The sequence below is a fragment of the Salmonella sp. 32010601201800023SM genome (assembly GCF_017572235.1).
GTDB lineage: Bacteria > Pseudomonadota > Gammaproteobacteria > Enterobacterales > Enterobacteriaceae > Salmonella > Salmonella enterica.
In genome coordinates this window covers 247,781-270,810 of sequence record NZ_JAGEQS010000001.1, presented here as the reverse complement: position 1 = coordinate 270,810, position 23,030 = coordinate 247,781, and the positions used below count along the sequence as shown (strand labels likewise).

General features: G+C 49.3%; 19 protein-coding genes, 4 tRNA genes and 6 pseudogenes. 14 read left to right on the top strand and 15 right to left on the bottom strand.

The window, feature by feature from the left end; genetic code table 11:
• Nucleotides 1–48: 48 nt before the first annotated feature.
• On the top strand, nt 49–969 hold the full coding sequence (gene yedA, locus J4617_RS01345; protein ID WP_001212266.1) for a drug/metabolite exporter YedA: 921 nt from the start codon (nt 49–51) through the stop codon (nt 967–969).
• On the opposite strand, the gene J4617_RS01340 is transcribed toward yedA, so the two are convergent.
• The 4 genes from J4617_RS01340 to drpB all read right to left on the bottom strand — a co-directional run bounded on the left by J4617_RS01340 (nt 958) and on the right by drpB (nt 3,999).
• On the bottom strand, nt 958–1,428 hold the full coding sequence (locus tag J4617_RS01340; RefSeq protein ID WP_000785978.1) for a very short patch repair endonuclease: 471 nt from the start codon (nt 1,426–1,428) through the stop codon (nt 958–960). The genes yedA and J4617_RS01340 overlap by 12 nt on opposite strands.
• A complete protein-coding gene (locus J4617_RS01335; protein ID WP_001157305.1) occupies nt 1,409–2,839 on the bottom strand; it encodes a DNA cytosine methyltransferase in 1,431 nt (476 codons plus the stop codon). The genes J4617_RS01340 and J4617_RS01335 overlap by 20 nt, the downstream gene beginning before the upstream one ends.
• A 73-nt stretch (nt 2,840–2,912) precedes the next feature.
• Complete coding sequence (locus tag J4617_RS01330) at nt 2,913–3,608, bottom strand: phosphohydrolase (RefSeq protein ID WP_000377042.1); 696 nt, start codon at nt 3,606–3,608, stop codon at nt 2,913–2,915.
• 79 nt (nt 3,609–3,687) lie between these two features.
• The gene (drpB, locus tag J4617_RS01325) at nt 3,688–3,999 is read right to left on the bottom strand and encodes a cell division protein DrpB (RefSeq protein ID WP_000107439.1); all 312 of its coding nucleotides are present in this window, start codon (nt 3,997–3,999) and stop codon (nt 3,688–3,690) included.
• Between the two features lie 649 nt (nt 4,000–4,648).
• Between drpB and ompC the strand changes: the two genes are divergently transcribed.
• The gene (ompC, locus tag J4617_RS01320) at nt 4,649–5,860 is read left to right on the top strand and encodes a porin OmpC (protein ID WP_017465542.1); all 1,212 of its coding nucleotides are present in this window, start codon (nt 4,649–4,651) and stop codon (nt 5,858–5,860) included.
• 259 nt (nt 5,861–6,119) lie between these two features.
• Here ompC and J4617_RS01315 read toward each other — a convergent pair whose 3' ends face one another.
• The 5 genes from J4617_RS01315 to J4617_RS01290 all read right to left on the bottom strand — a co-directional run bounded on the left by J4617_RS01315 (nt 6,120) and on the right by J4617_RS01290 (nt 9,356).
• A complete protein-coding gene (locus tag J4617_RS01315) occupies nt 6,120–6,308 on the bottom strand; it encodes a hypothetical protein (protein WP_024131163.1) in 189 nt (62 codons plus the stop codon).
• A 10-nt stretch (nt 6,309–6,318) separates the two neighbouring features.
• A complete protein-coding gene (locus tag J4617_RS01310) occupies nt 6,319–6,531 on the bottom strand; it encodes a cold-shock protein (protein ID WP_000208509.1) in 213 nt (70 codons plus the stop codon).
• 454 nt (nt 6,532–6,985) lie between these two features.
• Nucleotides 6,986–8,254: a Y-family DNA polymerase gene (locus J4617_RS01305; protein ID WP_017465541.1), complete on the bottom strand. Its 1,269-nt coding sequence runs from the start codon at nt 8,252–8,254 to the stop codon at nt 6,986–6,988.
• Between the two features lie 2 nt (nt 8,255–8,256).
• Entirely contained in the window at nt 8,257–8,676 is a 420-nt protein-coding gene (locus J4617_RS01300) for a translesion error-prone DNA polymerase V autoproteolytic subunit (RefSeq protein WP_000394197.1), read from the bottom strand.
• A gap of 590 nt (nt 8,677–9,266) precedes the next feature.
• Nucleotides 9,267–9,356: transfer RNA gene (locus J4617_RS01290), tRNA-Ser, on the bottom strand.
• A gap of 88 nt (nt 9,357–9,444) precedes the next feature.
• Between J4617_RS01290 and mtfA the strand changes: the two genes are divergently transcribed.
• The 9 genes and pseudogenes from mtfA to J4617_RS01245 all read left to right on the top strand — a co-directional run bounded on the left by mtfA (nt 9,445) and on the right by J4617_RS01245 (nt 17,494).
• Entirely contained in the window at nt 9,445–10,242 is a 798-nt protein-coding gene (gene mtfA / locus J4617_RS01285; RefSeq protein ID WP_017465540.1) for a DgsA anti-repressor MtfA, read from the top strand.
• 100 nt (nt 10,243–10,342) lie between these two features.
• A tRNA-Asn gene (locus J4617_RS01280) sits at nt 10,343–10,418 on the top strand.
• 167 nt (nt 10,419–10,585) lie between these two features.
• Nucleotides 10,586–10,891: pseudogene (locus tag J4617_RS01275) on the top strand (Arm DNA-binding domain-containing protein); the annotation flags it as partial.
• A gap of 421 nt (nt 10,892–11,312) precedes the next feature.
• Nucleotides 11,313–11,388, top strand: a tRNA-Asn gene (locus J4617_RS01270).
• A gap of 162 nt (nt 11,389–11,550) precedes the next feature.
• Nucleotides 11,551–12,024 carry a peptidase gene (locus tag J4617_RS01265; protein ID WP_017465538.1) on the top strand — a complete coding sequence of 158 codons (474 nt, stop codon included), beginning with the start codon at nt 11,551–11,553 and terminating at the stop codon, nt 12,022–12,024.
• A gap of 473 nt (nt 12,025–12,497) precedes the next feature.
• A pseudogene (locus J4617_RS01260) lies at nt 12,498–12,965 on the top strand (phage integrase N-terminal domain-containing protein); the annotation flags it as partial.
• Between the two features lie 85 nt (nt 12,966–13,050).
• Nucleotides 13,051–13,329, top strand: a pseudogene (locus J4617_RS01255) (transposase); the annotation flags it as partial.
• A 683-nt stretch (nt 13,330–14,012) separates the two neighbouring features.
• Entirely contained in the window at nt 14,013–15,707 is a 1,695-nt protein-coding gene (locus J4617_RS01250; RefSeq protein WP_077907191.1) for an SEL1-like repeat protein, read from the top strand.
• A gap of 56 nt (nt 15,708–15,763) precedes the next feature.
• On the top strand, nt 15,764–17,494 hold the full coding sequence (locus tag J4617_RS01245) for a hypothetical protein (protein WP_017465535.1): 1,731 nt from the start codon (nt 15,764–15,766) through the stop codon (nt 17,492–17,494).
• Between the two features lie 57 nt (nt 17,495–17,551).
• On the opposite strand, the pseudogene J4617_RS01240 reads toward J4617_RS01245, so the two are convergent.
• Nucleotides 17,552–17,656 (bottom strand): annotated as a pseudogene (locus J4617_RS01240) (DUF520 family protein); the annotation flags it as partial.
• Between the two features lie 47 nt (nt 17,657–17,703).
• On the opposite strand from J4617_RS01240, the gene J4617_RS01235 reads away from it, so the two are divergent.
• Entirely contained in the window at nt 17,704–17,877 is a 174-nt protein-coding gene (locus J4617_RS01235) for a hypothetical protein (protein ID WP_000957535.1), read from the top strand.
• A gap of 180 nt (nt 17,878–18,057) precedes the next feature.
• Nucleotides 18,058–18,156, top strand: a pseudogene (locus J4617_RS22870) (DUF4102 domain-containing protein); the annotation flags it as partial.
• 242 nt (nt 18,157–18,398) lie between these two features.
• On the opposite strand, the gene J4617_RS01230 reads toward J4617_RS22870, so the two are convergent.
• Nucleotides 18,399–19,853: an AMP nucleosidase gene (locus tag J4617_RS01230; RefSeq protein WP_000428191.1), complete on the bottom strand. Its 1,455-nt coding sequence runs from the start codon at nt 19,851–19,853 to the stop codon at nt 18,399–18,401.
• 45 nt (nt 19,854–19,898) lie between these two features.
• Here J4617_RS01230 and J4617_RS01225 point away from each other — a divergent pair, with 45 nt between their 5' ends.
• On the top strand, nt 19,899–20,060 hold the full coding sequence (locus tag J4617_RS01225; RefSeq protein ID WP_031624760.1) for a hypothetical protein: 162 nt from the start codon (nt 19,899–19,901) through the stop codon (nt 20,058–20,060).
• On the opposite strand, the gene J4617_RS01220 is transcribed toward J4617_RS01225, so the two are convergent.
• From J4617_RS01220 to J4617_RS01205, 4 genes and pseudogenes are all read right to left on the bottom strand, one after another.
• The gene (locus J4617_RS01220; protein WP_000228159.1) at nt 20,049–20,375 is read right to left on the bottom strand and encodes a DUF1493 family protein; all 327 of its coding nucleotides are present in this window, start codon (nt 20,373–20,375) and stop codon (nt 20,049–20,051) included. The two genes, J4617_RS01225 and J4617_RS01220, sit on opposite strands and share 12 nt — an antisense overlap.
• A pseudogene (locus J4617_RS01215) lies at nt 20,369–20,832 on the bottom strand (STM2901 family protein). The gene J4617_RS01220 and the pseudogene J4617_RS01215 overlap by 7 nt, the downstream one beginning before the upstream one ends.
• Nucleotides 20,833–21,251: 419 nt before the next feature.
• A tRNA-Asn gene (locus J4617_RS01210) sits at nt 21,252–21,327 on the bottom strand.
• A gap of 140 nt (nt 21,328–21,467) precedes the next feature.
• A complete protein-coding gene (locus J4617_RS01205; RefSeq protein WP_001538409.1) occupies nt 21,468–22,925 on the bottom strand; it encodes an EmmdR/YeeO family multidrug/toxin efflux MATE transporter in 1,458 nt (485 codons plus the stop codon).
• Nucleotides 22,926–23,030: the final 105 nt, after the last annotated feature.

The window sequence follows — 23,030 nt, the reverse complement described above, 5'->3', positions numbered from 1 at the left end:
ATTTTGACGTTTACTATATTCACCCTTTTTATTTCACCGTGAGTGATTATGCGTTTCCGGCAGTTATTACCTCTTTTTGGCGCGCTTTTTGCCTTGTACATCATTTGGGGGTCTACCTATTTTGTTATCCGCATAGGCGTTGAAAGCTGGCCGCCGCTGATGATGGCAGGCGTACGTTTTCTCTCGGCGGGGATGTTGCTCATGGCGTTTTTGCTGCTGCGCGGCGAAAAACTTCCGCCGCTGCGCCAGACCATCAACGCCGCGCTGATTGGTCTACTGCTGCTGGCGGTGGGTAACGGCCTGGTGACGGTGGCGGAGCATCAAAACGTGCCATCGGGCATTGCTGCCGTCGTGGTCGCCACTGTCCCGCTATTTACGCTGTGCTTTAGCTACTTTTTTGGTATTAAAACGCGCAAATTAGAATGGGTGGGGATTGCCATTGGACTTGCCGGGATTATTCTGCTGAACAGCGGCGGCAACTTAAGCGGCAATCCGTGGGGCGCGATTTTGATCCTGATAGGTTCGATGAGCTGGGCATTTGGTTCCGTTTACGGCTCGCGCATCGCCCTGCCTGTGGGCATGATGGCGGGCGCGATTGAAATGCTGGCGGCGGGCGTGGTATTGCTTTGCGCGGCGTTTCTTTCCGGCGAAAAGCTCGCCACGCTGCCTGGTTTATCGGGGCTTATGGCCGTCGGCTACCTGGCGTTGTTCGGTTCTATTATCGCCATTAATGCCTATATGTACCTGATTCGCAACGTCAGTCCGGCGCTGGCGACCAGCTACGCCTATGTGAATCCGGTTGTCGCCGTGTTGCTTGGCACTGGCCTGGGCGGTGAGAGGTTATCGCCCGTTGAATGGGCCGCGCTGGGTGTGATTGTGTTTGCCGTAGTGCTGGTGACTCTGGGTAAGTACCTGTTTCCCGCCAGGGCGGTGGTCACGCCGTGTAAAACGGAAGATTCACGCCAGTAGATGAATCCCCTGGGTGTCGATCTGCGCGCTGGCGCCGCCGCCGCAGATCCACTCTTCCAGGCGCTCCGCCAACGCCGCGTCGCTCAATTTCGCTCGCCCGCGCAAGGCGCACTCCCAGACGATCAGCACCCGCCAGCCAAGCGCCTGTAAACGCTGAATATCGCGCTCATCGCGCTCAACGTTCTTACCGATTTTTTCCAGCCAGAAAGCCGTTCGCGTGGCCGGTACTTTGAACAGATAACAGTGGTGATGATGCCAAAAGCAGCCGTGAGTAAAAATCACACAATCATAGTCATTCACCACAAAGTCCGGCTTGCCCGGTAATGTCGCGTCCTGAGTATGAAACGTAATCCCCTGCGCGCTTAGCAGGCCGGCAAGACGTTTTTCAATAGCCGTATCGCGGGTCGCTATCGCGCGCATATTTTTACTGCGCGTGGCTTTATCGTGAACGTCCGCCATCTACCGTCTCTCTCTGACGCAGCGTCACCGCCTGGTGAATTTTGGGTTCCAGCAGCTTTGCTACCGCGGCAAATACCGGCACCACCACGGAGTTGCCAAACTGGCGATAGGCCTGCGTATCCGAGACAGGTATCCTGAACTGGTACGTTTGCGGCGCCTCAAATCCCATTAAACGCGCGCACTCTCTCGGCGTGAGTCGGCGGGGACGATGTTGTTGGTTGCCAGCATCGTCGAAATTCACTTCGCCTTTCGCCATATCCCAACCACGATCGATCAGAATTTCGGCGCCATCTTTGTAGTAGCGAGCAGATAACGTGCGCGCCACACTTTCCGGATTGTCAGGATAAACCATGCCATAGCCAAAACCGTTTCCCCGCGCCTGGTGCTTTTTCGCGTAGCGATATAAATATTTCCACAGCACCGGCGTCAGGATATATTTGGCTTCGACGACGGGCTCCAGCAGTTCTGCCAGCGTCGGACGGCGCGGTGGATAACAACGGGCGATATTGCGTAACGTAAAATCGGTTTTCAGGTTTAAATCGCGGCGGAATCCCACCAACACAATACGTTCCCGATGCTGAGGAAGAAAGTGCTGCCCGTCGATAATTTTCGGATCGTCCGGGCCATTGTCAGCGGCATCCGCCACGTCATATCCCAGTTCATCGAGCGTTTGCATAATAATGCGGAAAGTGTTGCCCTGGTCGTGACTTTTAAGGTTTTTCACGTTTTCCAGCACAAACAGCGCGGGGCGGCGAGCGTCGATAATTCTTACGACATCAAAAAATAACGTCCCCTGAGTCTCGCAGGCAAAGCCGTGGGCGCGGCCCAGCGCATTTTTCTTGGAAACGCCCGCCAGAGAAAATGGCTGACAGGGAAAGCCCGCCAGCAGGACATCATGTTGCGGAATATGCTGGCGAATGTGTTCCGCCGCCTCATCATCGCTGACCCCTTCCCGGTGGCTCAATGTGATATCGCGGATATCTTCATTAAAGCGATGTTGCAGCGGATCGCAAAAATAGTTCGCTTTATATGTCCGTACCGCGTGCTTATTCCATTCGCTGGTAAACACGCACTGTCCGCCTATCGCTTCAAATCCGCGGCGAATGCCGCCGATGCCCGCGAAGAGATCAATAAAACGAAAGGCGTAATGCGGATGATGCGCTGGCGGCGTCGGCAACCCTGTTTTAAGACAGGTGAGTTCATTGTCGCTCAAGCGATGCCATGCCGCGTTCATCATTACGCGCTTGAAGATGGCCGGGCTCCAGTGCTGTTCGCCCAGGCCGTTAAGGTGCGCCACCAGCGTTTTAACATCGTAGATTTCCAGCAATTGACTCAGCATCGCCTGGATCTCGCTTCCGGCGTCGTCGGCGATGAGGTTCCGGGCGTGTGTTACTGAAATATTTTCCTGCATACATTTAACCGGCCAAAAATAATTGCCGACAGACTAACATAAAATGACGCGGTTTACGTTTCAGCGGCAGGGGTTACTGATGCGTAGCAAACATCTGGATGACCGCCTCATCCCGTGTTTCATAGTCGCCTTTCAGCTCAGCGCTCAGTTTCGCCATGTACGACACCAGAAAATCCGCATTACGCTGCGCCAGGTACTTGCCCCGTTCAGTCTGCATCGTCAGCGGCAGTTTCAGCAGTTTGGTTTGAAAATGGTCGAGCGCGAATTGCTTATCGTTAAGAGGCCGTCTGTCGGCAAAGGGATCGTCGGCATCAAACAGCGCGACGCCCAGCGCGCCGGAAACCGCGAAGACCCGCGCCAGACCAATGGCGCCCAACGCCTCCAGCCTGTCTGCATCCTGTACGATTTTTGCCTCTGGCGTGGTGGGCGCAATTTTTGCGCTGAAGCTATGCGCTTCGATAGCATGACAAATGCCCGCCAGTTTTTCTGCCGGAAAGTCAGGAAAATCCCGCAGAAAAATACGCCGGGTTTCTGCCGCCGCCAGAATGGAAGAACGATGCCGCTGCGGATGATTTTTCGCCAGGCTGACGATGTCATGGAAATAACATGCCGATAGCACCACCAGCCAGTCGACAGGACTGTTTTCCCCCAGCGTTTGCGCGGTTGCCCAAACACGACGAAAATGGAAGATGTCATGGGCGGCATCCTGTTCCTGGTGGTGGTGACGTAGCCAGTCTTCAAACTGCGATTGCCAGTATCCTGAGTCCATACGCCCTCTCTTTATAGCAGACCATTTTTATTACATGCCTGAGCACAGGGTTCGCTATCCTGACATATCCGCCACCACTTTACATCCCTGCGTGCTTGCGCGTTTCTGGCTGAGTGTCGGCGGGATACCCCCTGTTTTTGCGAGGCCGGGTGTACCAGGCAATACTCCCCAGAATAAGCCAGACGACGCCCAGCGAAAGCGCGTTAAGCCATTTTTCCGTTGTGCTGCCAGGAGTGCTGATTGGGCCGAGAACCGGCTCGGTTTGTATGGCGGACATCAGCCACACGCAACGCGCCATCGCCCAGATGAAGTAGCCGCAAAAGGTATAAAAAACCCATAACGCTAATTTGCCGCCCATGCTACGGGTGGCGTTGTCCTCCCTGGTACTCAAACTTTACTCCGCTTTTGTGATGTAAGTCATATGACATTAATTACATTATAATGTGATATTAATCACATTTCGACCATGGAATACCTCATCCACCTGTTCTGGCTATTCATTCCACAAATAGTTTATTCTCAGTTAATGTTACGTCTGGCGCTGAACCTGCTGTTAAATAAGGGAATGGTGATTGAATCGCACTCTAATGCAGAATAACCCATAACCAGAACAACTTATTTTTACGCACCGCGATAGCGTTTTATTTTATTAGCATTAAGTGTCAGAATGATTCGGTTATTAGCCTTTTATCATTTATTTTATCATTACCCACATTACCGGCATTTATGCCGGTTTTTTTTATTCTTTTTCATAATCAAAGCATCAAATACATATAAAAAACAAATTATATTCACGCCAACAACCATCAAATCAAAACACATAACCCATTGATAAAAAATGATAATTATAGAATATATATTCTTAATTACTTATATAGCATGTATTATAAAAAACCAAACAGAAACAAATTGAAATATTTTAAATACCTTTGTTACATGTTATTTTTTAAATTCCATGAACTTCATAGAATAGTATCAATTTGTAGTTTTGTTGAAGTGGCTACATATTCATATAAATTATTATCATAAGGGAATACATAATGAACAGAAAAGTTCTGGCACTGCTTGTCCCGGCGTTATTAGTGGCAGGCGCAGCAAATGCGGCTGAAGTTTATAATAAAAATGGCAACAAACTCGACCTGTACGGCAAAGTTGATGGTCTGCGTTACTTCTCTGACGATGCAGGCAGCGACGGCGACCAGTCCTACGCCCGTATTGGCTTTAAAGGCGAAACGCAGATCAACGATATGCTGACCGGCTATGGTCAGTGGGAATACAACATGCAGGCGAGTGGCACTGAAGGTAACAGGGATACGTCCTGGACTCGTCTGGGCTTTGCCGGTCTGAAATTCGGCGAGTACGGCTCTTTCGATTATGGCCGTAACTATGGTGTTATCTACGACGTTGAAGCCTGGACCGATGTGCTGCCGGAATTCGGCGGTGATACTTATACCCAGACCGATGTATATATGCTTCAGCGTGCTAACGGCCTGGCCACCTATCGTAACACCGACTTCTTCGGCCTGGTGGAAGGCTGGAACTTCGCGCTGCAATACCAGGGTAATAACGAAAGTGGCAATAACGGATTTGGCCAGGAAGGCTCCGGTAATGGAACTAACCGCGGTACAAATAAAGAAAACGGTGACGGTTTCGGCCTCTCTACCTCTTATGACTTTGACTTCGGGTTAAGCCTGGGAGCTGCTTATTCAAGTTCTGACCGTACCGATGCCCAAGTAGGTAATGGATATGGTGATGGTCATCGTTACTATGGCAACAATGATGCCGGCGGTGAAACTGCCGAAGCCTGGACCGTAGGTGTCAAATATGACGCCTATAACGTATACCTGGCGGCGATGTACTCTGAAACCCGCAATATGACCTCTTATGGAGACAGCGACTATCACTCTGCAGACGGTAAGTTGGGTGGCGGCGGTATCGCTAACAAAACCCAGAACTTTGAAGTGGTTGCGCAGTATCAGTTCGATTTCGGTCTGCGTCCGTCCATCGCCTACTTGCAGTCTAAGGGCAAAGATTTAGGCGGCCAGGATATGGATAGCCATGGTAACTATCGTTACACCGACAAAGATCTGGTTAAATATGTTGACGTTGGTATGACTTACTACTTCAACAAAAATATGTCCACCTACGTTGATTATAAAATCAACCTGCTGGACGAAGATGATGACTTCTACGCAAACAACGGTATTGCAACCGATGATATCGTAGGTGTTGGTCTGGTCTACCAGTTCTAAGACGCCTTATGTTAGTCAAGCCCGTGCTTAGCGCGGGCTTGTTATTATAGGGCAAGAATTAAATAACGGATAACGGCGCAAAGACAGGTGACCTGGTTTCATTGGATAGATGAGGACAACGTCGCTTTTTTCAGGCGCTGTCTGCAAGAGAAATAACACCTTTGGGGAAAGGTAAATGCCACTATAGATGATGGATGTCAGCGTCTATAGATGATAATCATCCGGGCATAAAAAAGCTCCTGTACGGAGCTAATATGAATTATTTTCTAAAATCTAGCGGAACCTGCCCTGAGCGAATGTATAATCCAACATTATCAAAAGTGATCATGGTTGACTTACAAAAAATACATTTCGCGCCAAACGGGTTTTGCTCAGTAACATCGAATGTCGATGTTCTGTATTGTGAACCATGGCAACATGGACACCGGAAGTGAATTTTATTAGTAATATCAGTTGCCTTAAAGCGCCACAACGTTAACCGCTGATGGACCTTTTGGTCCCTGCTCTACTGAAAACTCCACTTCCTGATTTTCATTCAGAGTGCGGAATTCATTACTTTGAATGGCTGAAAAATGCACAAACACATCTTTGCTGCCATCTTTAGGCGTAATGAAACCAAAGCCCTTTTCAGGGTTAAACCATTTTACTAAACCAGTGATTTTCGTCGTCATAATATTGTTACCTTTCGAATGAGCCCTTGGGCAAAATGGCCTGAAGAAAATTATCAGAGAGAAAAAAACCTAAAGGAGATCTCAAGAGGAACAAATGATGAGAAATATTACAATCACTACTTCAGATAAGTTTGTATCAAACCGCACAACCATTAACGCATGGTTAACTGAACATAGCAAGCTTTAGTTTTGTTAAAAAAATATTAATTGTTTTTTAGCATTATCACACTGATTGCCATACTCTTTTTATCCATGCCCATCGCTACGGCTGAAACCTGGCGTAAATAAGTGACGTCTCACAACGCCTACCTGGCAATAAACGCGCCACATTTCCTGATGTCGTAAACCAGGATACATGCGCCTCATCGTGAGAGGTTCCAGTGATCTTGTGTGACCAAAACCGGTTAGAGAACGGGGATGATTTGGCAACTATCTCAGGCATTGATCGCACAAGTTACTTAACACGCAGTAGATCAGAGTATCTTGTGGTGTACCGAGGCGAAAGCATTTCTCGCTTCATAGCCCACTGTTGCGACATCCCCTGCCCGGCGAAGTACAGCGTCCCCTTCCCGTTTTTTGCGTTAAGATGGTCCAGTACTTCCATCAACTTCGCACTACCGGCGCGCGGCGCGTTATCGTCGAAAAGGTTGAGTTGCGCTACGCCCTGACTGAAGAAGTCACCCAGCATCACCCCCGCTTTCTGGTAGCGATGGCCGTCGCGCCAGATTTTATCCAGGCATTTCACAGCCGCATTGATAATGTCACGTGAATCCTGCGTGGGGGTGAGAAGCGTCACCGCGGCGCTGTTACCGTAGTAGGGCTCGTTCAGGGCAAAGGGTGATGTTTTGACGAATGTTGAAATGAAACGGCAGTACTGGTGCTCGCCGCGGAGTTTTTCTGCCGCGCGCGCAGCGTAGCTGTAAACAGCCTGGCGCATTTCCTCATAGTCTGTGACCCGCTCGCCGAAAGAGCGGCTACAAACGATTTCCTGCTTTGCCGGCGCAAACTCTTCAAGCTCCAGACATGGCTCTCCGCGAAGCTCTCTCACGGTACGCTCCAGCACGACATTGAAGTGTTTCCTGATGATCCAGGTACTTTGTTCAGAGAGATCGAGAGCAGTCTTGATGCCCAGGGAATTTAGCTTCTTACTGATGCGTCTGCCGACACCCCAGACATCCTCTACGGGTATCAGGGCCAGCAGCCGACGCTGGCGATCGATGTTCGACAGGTCAACCACCCCGTCGGTCTGGCGCTGCCACTTTTTCGCAGCATGGTTAGCCAGCTTGGCAAGGGTTTTCGTCTGGGCAATGCCTACACCGACAGTCAGGTGCGTGCGCTTCAGGACCGTCGCTCTTATCTCGCGCCCGAAATCTGTCAGATCCCGGCAGTTTCGTACTCCCGTCAGATCACAAAAAGCCTCATCAATGCTGTAAATTTCTACCCGCGGCACCATCTCCTCGAGTGTGGTCATTACCCGGTTCGACATATCAGCGTAAAGCTCGTAATTACTGCTGAAGCAAGCAACACCGGATCGCCGGAAGCGTTCTTTCTGTTTGAAGTATGGCTCACCTGGTGCGATACCGAGCTGCTTCGCCTCGGCGCTACACGCGATAACGCAGCCATCATTGTTTGATAACACCACCACCGGTCGGCCACATAAATCAGGACGAAAGACCGTTTCGCAGGAAGCGTAAAAGCTATTAACATCGCAGAGCGCGAACATAATCAACTGACCGCTTTAATGATAAAGGTCACCACCCCGAATATGTCGAGCGTGTCTTCACTGCCGACAGGTATAGGTCGATAGGCGCCGTTCATGGGGATTAACTGCACTGTCGGGCGCAACTGCAACCGTTTTACGGTGAACTCTCCTTCAATTGCCGCAATTACAATGTCACCGTGGTCAGCGTTCCGTGAGCTATCCACCACCAGCAGGTCGCCGTCGCTGATGCCTGCTTCAATCATTGAATCACCCGTGGCTTTGACAAAATATGTTGAGCTGGGATGAGAAACGAGCAACTCATTAAGATCGATACGCTGCTCAATGTAGTCCGCTGCAGGGCTGGGGAATCCACACGGCACTAAGTAACTGAAAAATGGGAGAGGAATAATTTCGCGCAACTCTGTAGGTCTGAAAAATTCCATAATCCATACCTCGAATACTGTTTTTATATACAGTAGTATTATTTAAACATGCGCGCAAGATACTGGAGTCGCTGCGGCTGTTGAAATCTTCGTCGCTTCGTTTGTAAGTTTCTCTCTCAGTTCAAATTATGCGTTTTGTAAATTTTCCGGTTGTATTGTCATGTGTGCATATTTTAGCCAGTCTGGAGGCCACATTTTCTGTACAGCGTCGACAGCCCCGCAGCGTAAGTTATCGCCACGCGCCAGCGCGTTTCCCTGACAGCAATTAATCTTTCGCCCTGCGCCCATGTCTACAGGGGAACATGTCGGGCAACAGGCCGGGTGCGACGATTACCGAGGACGACGGCGTTAAATCGCCGCTAGTGACATCAATATTAATCCAGATGGGGTACGGCGAAAGAGCGGGGCAGAAAACCAGGAGTTGACTTATGATCGAAAAGTAAAAATAACACTATCCCTGGCCCCCTCTTCTGGCAGAAAAAGCATAAGATGGCGATACGTTTTTCACGTAATATTCTAACAGAATATTCTAAGTGTATTCTAAGTGTGAGACTGATCGCTGAAAGAAGATGAGCTAAGTGTTTGAATTGTGGCGGAGAGAGGGGGATTTGAACCCCCGGTAGAGTTGCCCCTACTCCGGTTTTCGAGACCGGTCCGTTCAGCCGCTCCGGCATCTCTCCGTATATTGCAATGATGCCAGGTAATTTGGCATTTTAACAGACCCTATTCGGGTAATTTTGTTCAAGTGACGAGTTTACGAGCAAAACGATGATTAAGTGGCCCTGGAAAGCACAAGAAATAACCCAGAACGAAGACTGGCCGTGGGATAATGCGCTGGCTATACCTCTTCTGGTAAACCTCACCGCGCAAGAACAGGCTCGGCTTATTGCGCTAGCCGAACGTTTTTTGCAGCAGAAAAGACTGGTAGCGCTACAGGGATTTGAGCTCGACTCGTTAAAAAGTGCACGTATTGCGTTAATTTTTTGCTTACCGATCCTGGAGCTCGGTATTGAGTGGCTTGATGGTTTTCATGAAGTGCTCATTTATCCCGCGCCCTTTGTGGTAGATGATGAATGGGAAGATGACATAGGTCTGGTGCACAGCCAGCGTGTCGTACAGTCGGGGCAAAGCTGGCAACAAGGGCCCATCATTCTGAACTGGCTGGATATCCAGGACTCGTTCGATGCTTCGGGTTTCAACCTCATTATTCATGAAGTCGCGCACAAACTGGATATGCGTAATGGCGATCGCGCCAGCGGCATCCCTTTCATCCCGTTGCGCGATGTGGCTGGCTGGGAACACGATCTCCACGCGGCAATGAATAATATTCAGGATGAAATCGACCTTGTTGGCGAAAGCGCTGCCAGTATAGATGCCTATGCCGCCACCGACCCTGCAGAATGTTTTGCCGTGTTGTCAGAGTATTTTTTCAGCGCGCCAGAACTGTTTGCTCCACGTTTCCCGGCACTATGGCAGCGTTTTTGCCAGTTCTATCGCCAGGATCCTTCTCAGCGCTTACGGGTAAGCGCTGCCGAAGGCGACTACGGCGAGGAATCCGAACATTAATTCCTCACTTTGTGGGTTAATTAACCAATTGAATTGGCGCGTTAATTTTACTGTTGACACGTTATAGCCGGCCCAGTATTATGCGCCTCGTTGAAACAATTCCTCTGTAGTTCAGTCGGTAGAACGGCGGACTGTTAATCCGTATGTCACTGGTTCGAGTCCAGTCAGAGGAGCCAAATTTAGGGAAGCAGACGTTCACTGACGTCTGCTTTCTGCATTTATATCAACTGATTAACCCCTTCTTCAGGTTCACTCTCGTTTACTAAAAACCACTCGAAGCTATACCCTTTTGCTGGTAAAGCTGGTTCGATTTGCGTTTTACCAGCACGCGGAGGGAACCGTCATGTCACTGACTGATACTAAAGTAAAAAATGCCAGACCAGCGGAAAAGGCCGTCAAGCTCGCTGACGGGTTTGGCCTCTATCGATTCAAAATACTGGCAGTCAGGCTATCGCTTTAATGGCAAACAGAAGGTGTTTTCTATTGGGGTTTACCCTGCGGTTTCTCTTGCTGATGCCAGACAACGCCGTGACGAGGTCAAAAGGCTGCTGGATCAGGGGATTGACCCGAACGCAAAAAACAGGCTGATGAAAAAATCCTTCAGGAAAAGCGCGATAAAACCCGCTCGTTCCGTGTCGTCGCCAAAAGCTGATGCACCATAATTCTGCCTATGATATTGACGGAAATCTTTTCGCCTGCACCAGAAATTTATCTGCCATTTCCGCTACCGGCGTCAGACTGCCTGTATCAATCATTTTCACAAAATATTTCACGTCTAAAGTTCATTCTACTCCCTGCCCTTAATCTCTACGGCGTTATGTCTCAGAATTATTTGCCAAGTGCCTGCCAGTTTTTCACGTTTCATCAGACGCTGGTACATAGCCATTGCGGTAAGGTCACAGCATTTGACTTGTGCAATTACAGACAAAGTTGCGCCATGCCGGAGCAAAGTAGGAATTAGATCAAAACTTCAACGCTTTGTTGTTTTTGTCAGCAAACAAACGCGCAACCTTATTTCCCCCTTTGACAAGCCGATCGCACATCGTTACTATGCGCCCCGTTCACACGATTCCTCTGTAGTTCAGTCGGTAGAACGGCGGACTGTTAATCCGTATGTCACTGGTTCGAGTCCAGTCAGAGGAGCCAGATTTTAGTTTCGGGACATCCTGGCTAGTCCGGAGACGTTTAAAAAACAAGAATTTATCTTTACCCGGTTGATCTGATAAGGTTTGCCGGGTTTTTTGACATCCATAGTTTTTGGGGCTTAATCGGGCCTCACGGTTCGTTGAGTAAATGGAGCCCCCTCCTATGGCATTAACCGATACCGCTGGCGGCACGCAGACCGATCCGGGTACAGGAAAACCGTCAGAAAATCCACCCGCCGATCCCAATAAGCCCACTCCACCGAAAGAAGAAACGCCGCCCGGCGCGCCGGAGAAATACGCGTTCACCGCCCCTGAAGGTCAGGAACTCGATACCAGCGCGCTGGCGCAGTTCGAACCAGTGGCGCGTGAACTGAACCTGACGCAAGAGCAGGCGCAGAAGCTGGTGGACGTCTATCCGAAAGTGCTGGCGGGAGTGCAACAACAGCAAGCGGAGTCATGGCAGAAGCAAACCGAAGACTGGACTGCGGCAGTTAAAGCCGATAAAGACATTGGCGGTGACAAGCTGGCGTCTAATCTCGGCGCAGCTCAGCGGGCTATCGACACGTTCGGTACCAAAGAACTGAAAGAGTATCTCGATGGTACCTGCGCCAGATCTCTGGTCAATGCTGCACCGTGACGGAAGCGATTCCACCCGGCACCTGTTACCACATCAGCGCCTTTTACTTTACGGGCTGCGGCCTGCAAAGACGTCCGGCTTTGCTGCCGCGTGACCGTCAATCTGCGCCAGAATCCGCGATCTTTCGCGCCCGGCACTCAACCGGTGCGTCACTTTCGTCGCGCAAAGCGACAAAGTGACGCACAACCACTACACCGCGCCATGCCCCTGTTTTCGGGGTTCCGGCGTTCATTCCCGAATCTGACACGCCTTTTTGGGGCCGCTGTCAGCAAGAAAGAAGAGAAAAAGATCGATACCGAGGGGGGCATGATGCCCCGGAGAATTCCTGCTCACGCAGGCAGCCTGTACCGCGTACAGTCTGAAACTCCCTGTACCTCAACAAACTGCCACTCCGGCGTAAAGGTATCGTTCTGGCGCAGCCAAAAAGCATACGCCGGAGACTGTTTGTGTTCTCAAAATCACAGGAGAAGTGTATGGGCAAGTTAGGTGGTGAAATGAAGGCACTGGCAAAGCACTGTGGCGGTAGCCATAAAACGGTGCACGATCGCATTCATATCGTGCAGCGTTTCGATCACCACTTACGGGCTTTGAACGTCCATATCCAGCGGGTTGCGCAGATTAAGGTGCGCCACATTGAAAGCTATATTCATGAAAGGTTGGCGCAGGGGATCGGCAAACGCACGCTGCAAAATGAAATGGCCTCGCTGCGCGCTGTTCTGCAACAGGCCGGGCGTAAACAGGTGGCAGAGCATGAGTGGCTGACTAATAAATCGCTGGGTTTGTCTGGTGCATCGCGCAACGGTACGCGACAGGCGATCACGCCGGAACATTATCATCATGTGCTGGAGACGGCCCGCATGAAAGATCCGGGACTGGCGGCGGCGCTGGAACTGGCGAGGCTGATGGGCTTACGTTCACAGGAAGCGGTGCAGAGCGTGCAATGGATCTGGGGCATGGGGACGGGCGTGGGCGGTATGTGGCGCAGGTGTATGGGCAAATTTGACAGCTGGCTAAGAGCGAGCAGCGGATGGAGCAGGTTACCACCGTTCACAGTTAGTGAAAGACTGGGCGGAGGTGGTAAATATCAGGCTGCATTACCTTCCCCCTTACAGTCCAAACCTGAATCCGATAGAACGAATGTGGAAATTAATGAACGAACATGCCCGGAATAATCGCTACTTCAGCAGTACGCGAGAGTTCAGGGACGCAATATCTGTCTTTTTTAACCAGACGCTGCCGGATATAGCGGACTCACTGACATCCCGAATTAAAGATCACTTTCAGGTGCTCACTCCCGCATCTTGAGGTTTATTGGATATATAATCGTTAATAATCATCAGCGCGTTATTATCAAATTAAAAACAACGCGCTCGTAATACTTAAATTATTCTTACTGGTAACTGAAGAAAACTCTCTCCTGCCAGAATATGCTCCTCGCATCCTTTACATTAACTCTTTGTTTCTATAGCATGAAATAAGTTTCAGGGAGTTATTATTCATACAAGGAGAACATCTTGAAGAAAATATTCATAACAATTATAGTTTCATTATATTGCGCGAATATATGTGCAAAACAATCCCCCAGTACAGAATCCAAACCCGTTAATTTCATCGCCCAAATTGAAAATATCGATTTTAATAAAACCGCCATTAGCAGTGACCTGAAACTTTTACTCGCCGACCGTTATTATTTTAAAGATAAAACACCCTGTAATACTAATACCCTTTCTGCGCGCGCAGAATCAATGGGACTGACGACAGAAGAATATATTAATAAAATACGCAGTTTAAGACCGGCTATTCTCGATGACCGTTATTTTTACCTGACGGTCGATCAGTGCGATGCTGGCGGCACGCCCATGCTGACTGGAATCGAGCTATGTACCGAAGCGCTGTGCGGTGCCGAATACATGAAAAGATCGTCTGACTTGTGGCTGGATGATGAACTGCAACCGACGGTTAAACGTCAGGCAACAACAGTAGTCCATATGCCCCTCCCCTATGACAAAGAGAAAAAATTATGGAAAGTCACCGGCTGGTATCTGGAATCCTCAGAAGAAACAGGGGAGGTGATGCAGAGTAAACAGATAGCCTTTGAAGGCTATACCAACGAAGAAAACTTCGCTAACCGACAACGTGTTTCTGTATTTAAATCTTTCTATGAAAGCGGCAATCTCAAAAGTATTTATCATTATAATGCGCAAAATAAGCGTGACGGAAAAGCTGAAACTTACTTTGATGAAAAAGACAAAATAGCGGAAACGCTGACGTTTAAAGATGGTCAACCCGAAGGGGAATACATCGTATACCATGAAAACGGAGCCGTTGAAAGTAAACGTTACTTTGCCCAAGGTAAAATTAAAGATGGCGAATGCCCACATTTTTATGATAACGGCGTTTTAAAACAAAAACACAGCTATTTAAATCAGAAACTGGAAGGCCCGGCATTTGAATATTTCCCTGATGGGAAAATAAAGGGGAAATATTCATACAGTAAAGGCACCATTGTCGGCACCAGTACGGAATATTATTCTACCGGTAAAATTCGTGGTGTTTACCACAGAAATAACCAAGGTGAAAACGACGGAACGTTCGAACAATACAGTGAAGAGGGCAAACTCCTTTCTAAAGCGACCTATAAAAATGGCAAACAGCTTTCTGCTCAGAGCTGGTATGAAAATGGGCATCCCAAAGAAGAATCCTCTTTTGATAGTGAAGGCCGTAAACATGGTGCGGTCAAAGAATGGTTCAGCAACGGAAAGCCTGCCTCATCCAAAATGTATAAACATGATGTGTTAGACGGGGATTCCGAAAAGTGGTACGAAAATGGTCACCGCGAATCAGTCTATCCCTATAAAAACGGTATGCTAAATGGGGATGCTAAGCACTGGAATGAACAGGGCAAACTCACCTATACCACCGAATATAAAGACGATAAAAAGCAGGGAGCCGATCGCCGCTGGAGCGAACGTACCGGTAAACTTGTTGAAGAGGTTATGTTTGCTAATGATGAAAGAAACGGCCTGAAAAGAGAGTTTAACGATCGTACGGGTAAGGTCTTAAGTGCGCTGCCCTATGTCGATGGCGACAAGGAAGGTACAGAAGAAGCCTATGATGAAGACGGCATAAAATACATCCGTTGTTACCACAACGATGAAGAGCTTTCAGAGCTATATGCGCCGACTGACGTCACCAATAAGGCAAAGCAGGGTGACAGCACTGCGCAATATCATTTAGGTAAGTATGAGTTTGAATGCACAAACTACGATGCGGCGATGAAATGGTTAACTCAGTCCGCAGAGCAAAATCATCCCGGCGCGCTTCTCTTTTTGGCCTATGCGTACAACGACGGTGATGGCGTAACGCAAGACAGCAAAAAATATCTCTCCTATTTATTCAAAGCGGCAGAGCTTGGCGAAAGTGATGCGCAGTTAGAAGTGGGATATTTAAATCTTATCGGCGAAGGAATGCCGAAAAACCTGCCGGAAGCCTATAAGTGGATTAAAAAATCCGCTGACCAGGGAAATGCTCAGGCGCACTATAACCTTGGACTCATGTACAGGAATGGTGATGGCGTTGAGAAAGACCTCAACAAAGCCAAACTTCATCTTACAGCGGCGGTAAAAGGCGGCGTCAAACCTGCACTGGCAGCCTTAAAGGAATTAACGCCTCAAACTAAGTAAATATGACTTTGCTGTAAAGAGGCTATTCAAACGGAACTGAAAGGATACACGTTGCTATGAAATTTAAATTCGCCACATTACTCACAGCCGCCACGGTTTTTTACTCTTATCAGAGCGTTGCACAAAGTCAGCAATCGCCTGATGTCTGGTCAGTTGTCGAACAGAAACTGCAAAATGCCGTCCCTTTAAATGAAAACACCACTTTTAAATCGCAGGCAGCCTGGTTTGAATTACACAGGGAACTGTTTATGTACGGCCCGATGAGCCGTGCGGATGCATTACTGAAAAAGCTGGACACACAATCGAATGATGCGAAGTTTTCGCTAAACCATGAGGCCTCGTGGATCGCTGAAAATAATAGCCCGGATGCCGCGATGGTTTTCCTGTCCAAAATTGGTCTCGATAAACCGTCGAGCATTACCGCCTACGAGAGCTACGTTGATGGCTGGGTTAATCGCAAACAGCCTGAAAAAGCCTTAGCCCTTCTTAGCAAAAATGCCGACGCGAGGAATTTTTATTTAGCCACGGTTTTAAAATCCTGGCACTCAGATCCTGATAAAACCGCCGCTATTTATAATGAAAATTATGCTGATAAAATTGTTGTTCCTTATACTCAGCTAAAAATGCTGCTTATTATTGCGAAGCAGTACCATGCCAAGGGTGACACCGCAAAGGCGTTGGTTTACGCAGATAGCGCGCTGAAAATGTTTGATACGGCTATTGCTCAACAACCGAGTGCTGAAGCCTACCGTTATCAGGAGTATCTCGACCTGATGGAGATCTATTACGCCACGGGTAATAAAGAGAAAGCGATGGCGTTGTCTGCGAGATTGCGCAAAGCAACCGGCAATAAAGGAAGCTATTTCCAGTATTCATTACCGGGATTGCTCTCTTTTTATAAGAAAAACGAGCTGACACAGAATTATCAGGAGACGCTTTCAACCTATGTGACGCAGGTCGATAAAATATTCAATTTTGCCCCTTCGCCGCGCATTGAAATGGAGCTGATTGATTTATTAAGCAAGCTTGATGATGTTGCGCTGATGAATAAGCGTATCGATTTGCTGATGAGCGCGCCGGAATATACCTGCTACGACGACAGGTATTGCTACGAGTACAAAATCAAAGCGCTGAAGAATCTCTTTCAGCATAAGCAGAATGCTGTGGCGGAAAAGCATATCGCAACCCTCTCCGCCGAGGCGCAAACCCTGACGTTCGCCGAATGGGAAGATGCAACAAATGAAATGGGTGAAGTACTCAAAGCAATTGGTCATCCTGAGGCAGCGCAAAAATTAGCCGTCAGCGCCGAGGCGATTTACCTCAGCCAAGCAAAAGCCTGGCCTGATGAAGATATGTCGCTTTCCTTTCAAAGACTTGCAGAGCTTTACGGCTATGGCAACGACACGGTGAATGCCAAACGGGTGTTACACCAGCACGTTCCCTCTCTCGAAGAGGAGGCGATGATCGACCACTACATGAATGCAAAACAGTGGAGTCAGGCAAGGGAATTGATGATTAACGCAGATAGGGTCGATAATAAAAACCTGATGCTGTTACGCCATATTTGTTCTGAAAACACGCCCGAGTGTCAGGAACATATTACCTTTACGCTGAAAAAATTAACCACGCAGGCGTCGATTACCCGCCAGGACGACACCGGTAATCAGCAGCTTTATCAGATTGGGAATATTTTTCACAGATTGGGTATCATACCGGGAGCGGAACAGCAGACGCTGATTCAGGCGTTGTATAACAAGGCCGCAGAGCCTAAAAAAGCCACGCCTTAATCGATTTACCCGCCCGGCCACCTTTCTCACATGCGGGAAGGCGGCGGGCGGGAAAAATCAATCGCGGAAGTTTTTGAACTGGAACGGCTGGCCCAGATTGCCGCCGCGCATCAGCACCATCGCTGCCTGCAGATCGTCGCGGGATTTACCGGTCACACGCACTAACGTAAATTCGAATCCAAACCCACAGAGATTACCGCAAGATATTAATGTTGACCCAACACCGCCTGCCGGAAGACCCGCGCTGGAACGCCCTGCACGAGGAGTTCAGCTTTGACGACGACGACAACCTGCTGGGCATGAACATGCCGCCCGAAGGTGGCGAGCATCAGGCGAAAGTCAAAGGCGACCGCCTGCTGCTACAGGGCAGACCACCACTATGAGTACGACGAGTTCGGCAATCCCATCGCTGACCGCTGGGGCAAGGCGCAGTGCCGGGAGCACCGATTTGAATGGAACGGCGAGCACCGGCTGGTGCGCTTTACCGACGTGCGCCACTATGATGATGAAGGCTTTCCGCGCCACTCGTGGCGCTATGAGTTCGATAATGGCGTGACCACCCTATATCCCTGTCCGACGCGAAAATCCTCAGTATCAAGCCTTCTGATAACCCCTTTAAGCTGATCGATTCTCACGGTCGGTATCTGCTTGTTAATCCGGGCTTGTGGGTCAGGCGCTCAAGGAGCGTGAAGTGTGGCGCAATGTTTTCGCCTTCCGGCGCGTTTCCTGGCATAGACGCGGTTATCGGCGACAGGTATCCGGCGATGGTGATGAAGCTCGCGGCACAATAAGGCCTTAGCGGGATGCAGAATCGCCTCCCGCTAAGGCTTCATTCAGCCGCTTTCCATATCACATAAATACGCCTCTTCCACTCCTGTCCAGCAGCAGGCGACAGCTCATTTCGTTAGCGAAACGGTGGCTCATTAAACGTGCGTAATTTACGTGAGTGCAAACGATCACCTTCTGCGCGTAGTAAATCAATAGCACGAATACCAATTTGCAAATGTTCTGAAATAGCCCCCTCATAAAACCGGTTTGCCTGCCCGGGCAGTTTAATTTCACCGTGTAAAGGTTTGTCAGAAACACAAAGCAGCGTGCCGTAAGGCACGCGGAAGCGATAGCCCTGGGCTGCAATCGTCGCGCTCTCCATATCAATCGCGACCGCGCGGCTAAGGTTGAATCGCAGCGCCGATGCGGAATAACGAAGCTCCCAGTTACGATCATCCGTGGTGACGACCGTTCCCGTGCGCAGTCGCTGTTTCACCTCTTCACCGGGCATTCCGCTAACCGCTTTGGTAGCGTCGTACAGCGCACGCTGTACTTCCGCAATGCTTGGAATAGGAATATCAGGCGGCAGAACGGCATCCAGCACATGATCATCGCGTAAGTAGGCATGGGCCAGCACATAATCACCAATCGCCTGACTTTCTCGTAACCCTCCACAGTGCCCAATCATAAGCCAGACGTCAGGCCGCAACACGGCCAAATGGTCGCAAATCGTTTTAGCATTTGAAGGGCCGACACCGATATTTACCAGCGTAATCCCCTGCCCATCTGCCGTTACCAGGTGCCAGGCGGGCATCTGATGCTTCTTCCAGGCCAGATCGGAAATAGCCTCTTCCGGCGCTTCCGTTTCTGCCGTGATCCAAATTCCGCCGGCACAGGAAAGCGCGATATAGGGACTGTCAGGATCAAGAATTTGGCTGCATCCCCAGCGCACAAACTCATCGACATAGCGGGTGTAGTTGGTAAACAAAACGAAGGGCTGAAAATGTTCAACCGGCGTACCGGTATAGTGCCGTAACCGGGCCAACGAGAAGTCAACACGACGCGCGTCGAAGTGCGATAGCGGATAGAATTCGCCGGGGTGGAACAGACCGTCTGCCGTCTCATCACCAATCTGCGCCAGTTCTGTGGTAGGAAAATGGCGCGTTAGCCCGGCGCTCATAGAACGATCCAGCGTCAGAGCCGAGCCATCGATCACATAAGGATACGGGATCTCATGGTGCGAGGCCTCTACCGCAATATGCGCGCCATAATCATGGTAAACGAGGTTAAGCTGTTCCAGAAGATAAGCGCGAAATAGCGCAGGCCGCGTAACGGTAGTGGTATAACAGCCGGGATGAGTAAAGCGTCCAAAAGCGCGTGTTTTAGGCGGGTTCGGTGTCGCGCCATCCCAGCTTACAGACAGCGAAGGATAAACAAACAGTCCGTTAAGCCTGGCGTGGGGATCGGGCAGCGTACCGTTATCAACATAGTCAGCGATGGCTTCACGGAGCGCGTTAACCGACTGCTCGTATAGCTCCTCCAGGCGATCCAGCGCCTGCTCGGGCGTTAGGTTTGTGCCTTTATTTTCCATATTATTCTCCTTAGCGTTCACAGGTGAGGCACGTCATTCGATAGTATGACAGCAAAGGAGGAAACTAAAGGGGTTAGCGTAAGGGCGACGGCAGTAAACATGAACCCTTTAAAAAGAAAAGAGAACTATCTTAGCGCCACCATCATCGCTCAAAAAGAAGGGTACTGGTACAGCCATTTGTTAAGTTCATTACAATTAGTCATATAACCATTTCCCGGCTTTTGCTGACTCGATCAGCATGCTGATAGTGAAATCTGGGACGGGTACAGGTTCCGTTTTCTTGAACGGATGCCATGAAAAAGGGTGATTAGGAAAATAGGTTTCTATTCTGAAGTTACCTCGCTCGACATTGAGTTTCTCGAAGAATTTATTCATGAGATCTTCGGCTTCAAGTTCATCAATGCTCAGATCAGTATCAAGGTCAATCTCTGGTGTTAATTCCACTTGCTTAATGTTGAACAGATATGTGCCAGCATAAGGCCGTACAAGCTCGTAAACTTGCTGTTCAATATTGTCTACCATAACTTATCATTGCCCCGAACAATGGTATTGTAGTCGCGTATAGTGCGATATGTTATTTGTGACACATCTGCGGCAAGGATAATTTCCCCGATCAAAGGAATGAAACGTCCAACAAACGGCGCAATGTTACGAACCATAACACGTCTGGCTGTCCACGGGGTGTAACCGCCTAACCATGTCGGAAGGGATATTCCAAAGGGAAATTTTGACTTTTTAAACACTGCACGTGCAGTCCTGGACGCGTATGATGTGCCTTTAGTCGCTCCAGCGGGTTTCGCCCTTGTCCAAAGATTATTACGACCTGATGCCAAAGCAACAACAGCCCCGAAATCTGCAACACCAATCCCAAACTGGCTTGCGGTATTCTCACAGAAAATCATAACAGAAGTTCGGCAGCAGTCAGATTGGATTTTCCTGCATAGAAGTATGTTCCATTTAGTTCTTCTACTGTATCCATTAGAAACTCTATAGTTACTATTTTGGTTTACTTATTGTACATCCTTGTTTCGAATGAAAGAAATCAATCTTTTGGGAAAGAACGGATCAAGATCACTGGAAATATCTGAAATCAGATGAAAGAGGCAGTCGCGATTCCCACTAGGGGCATCACCTGGCAAGCTTGTGTGATCGCTCCGTTTGAACCGAACACATCTATATGTCAGCATACTGATACGGGTTTGATCTTGCGGATAGCGGTATCGGTTAATTCCATAGGTGGGGGCTCCATTTTCTCAGCGAACCGCGAGGCCCCGATTAAGCCCCTAAAAACTATGGATGTCAAAAAACCCGGTAAACCTTCTCAGGTCAACCGGGTAAAGATAATTTATTGTTTTTTAAACGTCTCCGGACTCACCAGGATATCCCGAAACTAAAATCTGGCTCCTCTGACTGGACTCGAACCAGTGACATACGGATTAACAGTCCGCCGTTCTACCGACTGAACTACAGAGGAATCGTGTGAACGGGGCGAATATTAACGAGGTGCCCCTGGCTTGTCAAAGCCTGTTTTCACAAAAAAAGTTCGTTTGCTGCTTTATTCCACACTTCGGTTAAAATTCACCGTTTCCTGATGATTTTCACAGCAAAAAGCGCTTACTCCCTCTTTACGCGCGGGTATCTCCACAGCCAGCGCCCGCTTACCAGACGCCAGTAAAACAGCGCGCCGCGCACGGCCCAGTCAAGAAACATCCCCAGCCAAACCCCTACAACCCCCATACCCAGCACAATACCAAGCGTATACCCTGCCACAACGCGACAGCCCCACATCCCCAGCATCGATACCCACATCGCAAATCGCACATCGCGCGCGCCTTTAAAACCCGACGGCAGCACCCACGCGGCCGCCCAAATTGGCATAAAGGCAGCATTAAGCCAGAGCAGAACTTTAACTACCTCTTTTACGTCCTGCTCCTGGGTATAAAATGAGGCAAACAGACCCGCAAACGGCGCCGTCCCCCACGCAATTGCCGTAAGTACGATAGTCGACATCCAGAATACATGGCGCAGTTGACGCTCTGCCTGACCAATTTGCCCGGTACCAAGACGCTTACCGGTGATAATAGTCGACGCCGAACCAAGGGCGTTACCCGGCAGGTTGATAAGCGCCGCCACGGAAAAGGCAATAAAGTTGCCCGCAATAACGTTAGTGCCCATTCCTGCGACAAACATTTGCGTCAGTAGCTTGCCACCGTTGAACAGCACTGATTCAATGCTCGCCGGAATACCGATACCCATCACTTCCCAGATAATGCCGAAATTCAGCGGCTTCAGATAGCTTTTCAGCGGAATGCGCAGCGCCGGATTAAAACCAATCATCAGCACCCAAATAATCGCTACCGCGCCGATGTAGCGCGAAATGGTTAATCCCAGCCCCGCGCCGGCAAAACCCAGCCCTTGCCAGGAGAAAGCCCCGTAAATCAGGATGCTGCTGATGATAATATTGAGAATGTTCATCCCGCCGTTAATCATCAACGGGATTTTCGTATTCCCTGCCCCACGCAGCGCGCCGCTACCGATTAGCGCAATTGCCGCAGCCGGATAACTCAGCACCGTCAGTTCAAGGTACGTTAACGCCAGCCCCTTTACTTCTGGCGTCGCCTCGCCTGCGACAATATTAATAATTTCACTGCCGAAATAATGAATGACCACTGCCAGCACAACGGCAAATAGCGTCATAATCACCAGCGACTGGCGCGCCGCTGCTCTTGCGCGTCGCCTGTCGCGCTTGCCGAGGCTAAAGGCGACCACCACCGTAGTACCAAGATCGATAGCCGCAAAAAAAGCCATAATTACCATATTAAAACTGTCGGCAAGCCCCACGCCCGCCATTGCTTCCTTGCCCAGCCAACTGACGAGAAAAGTACTGAGCACGCCCATTAGCAAAACACAGGTATTTTCCAGAAAAATGGGGATAGCAAGTGGGGTGATTTCACGCCAGAACAACACTTTGTAGCTCTTGCGTTTGGCATACCAGGGCGTACGGACGACAGCCTGGCGTAAGGCAGTGGAGACGTTCAAAATGGACCTTAAAGAAGAGAGTTGAAACCACATTTCAATAATGAGCGAGAAATCGTAAGGCTGCAAAGCTTTTTGCAGAAAAAATGTCTGCAAATGCAACAAAGTGATGAGATAACCCGCAATCGAATCTGTAAGAGG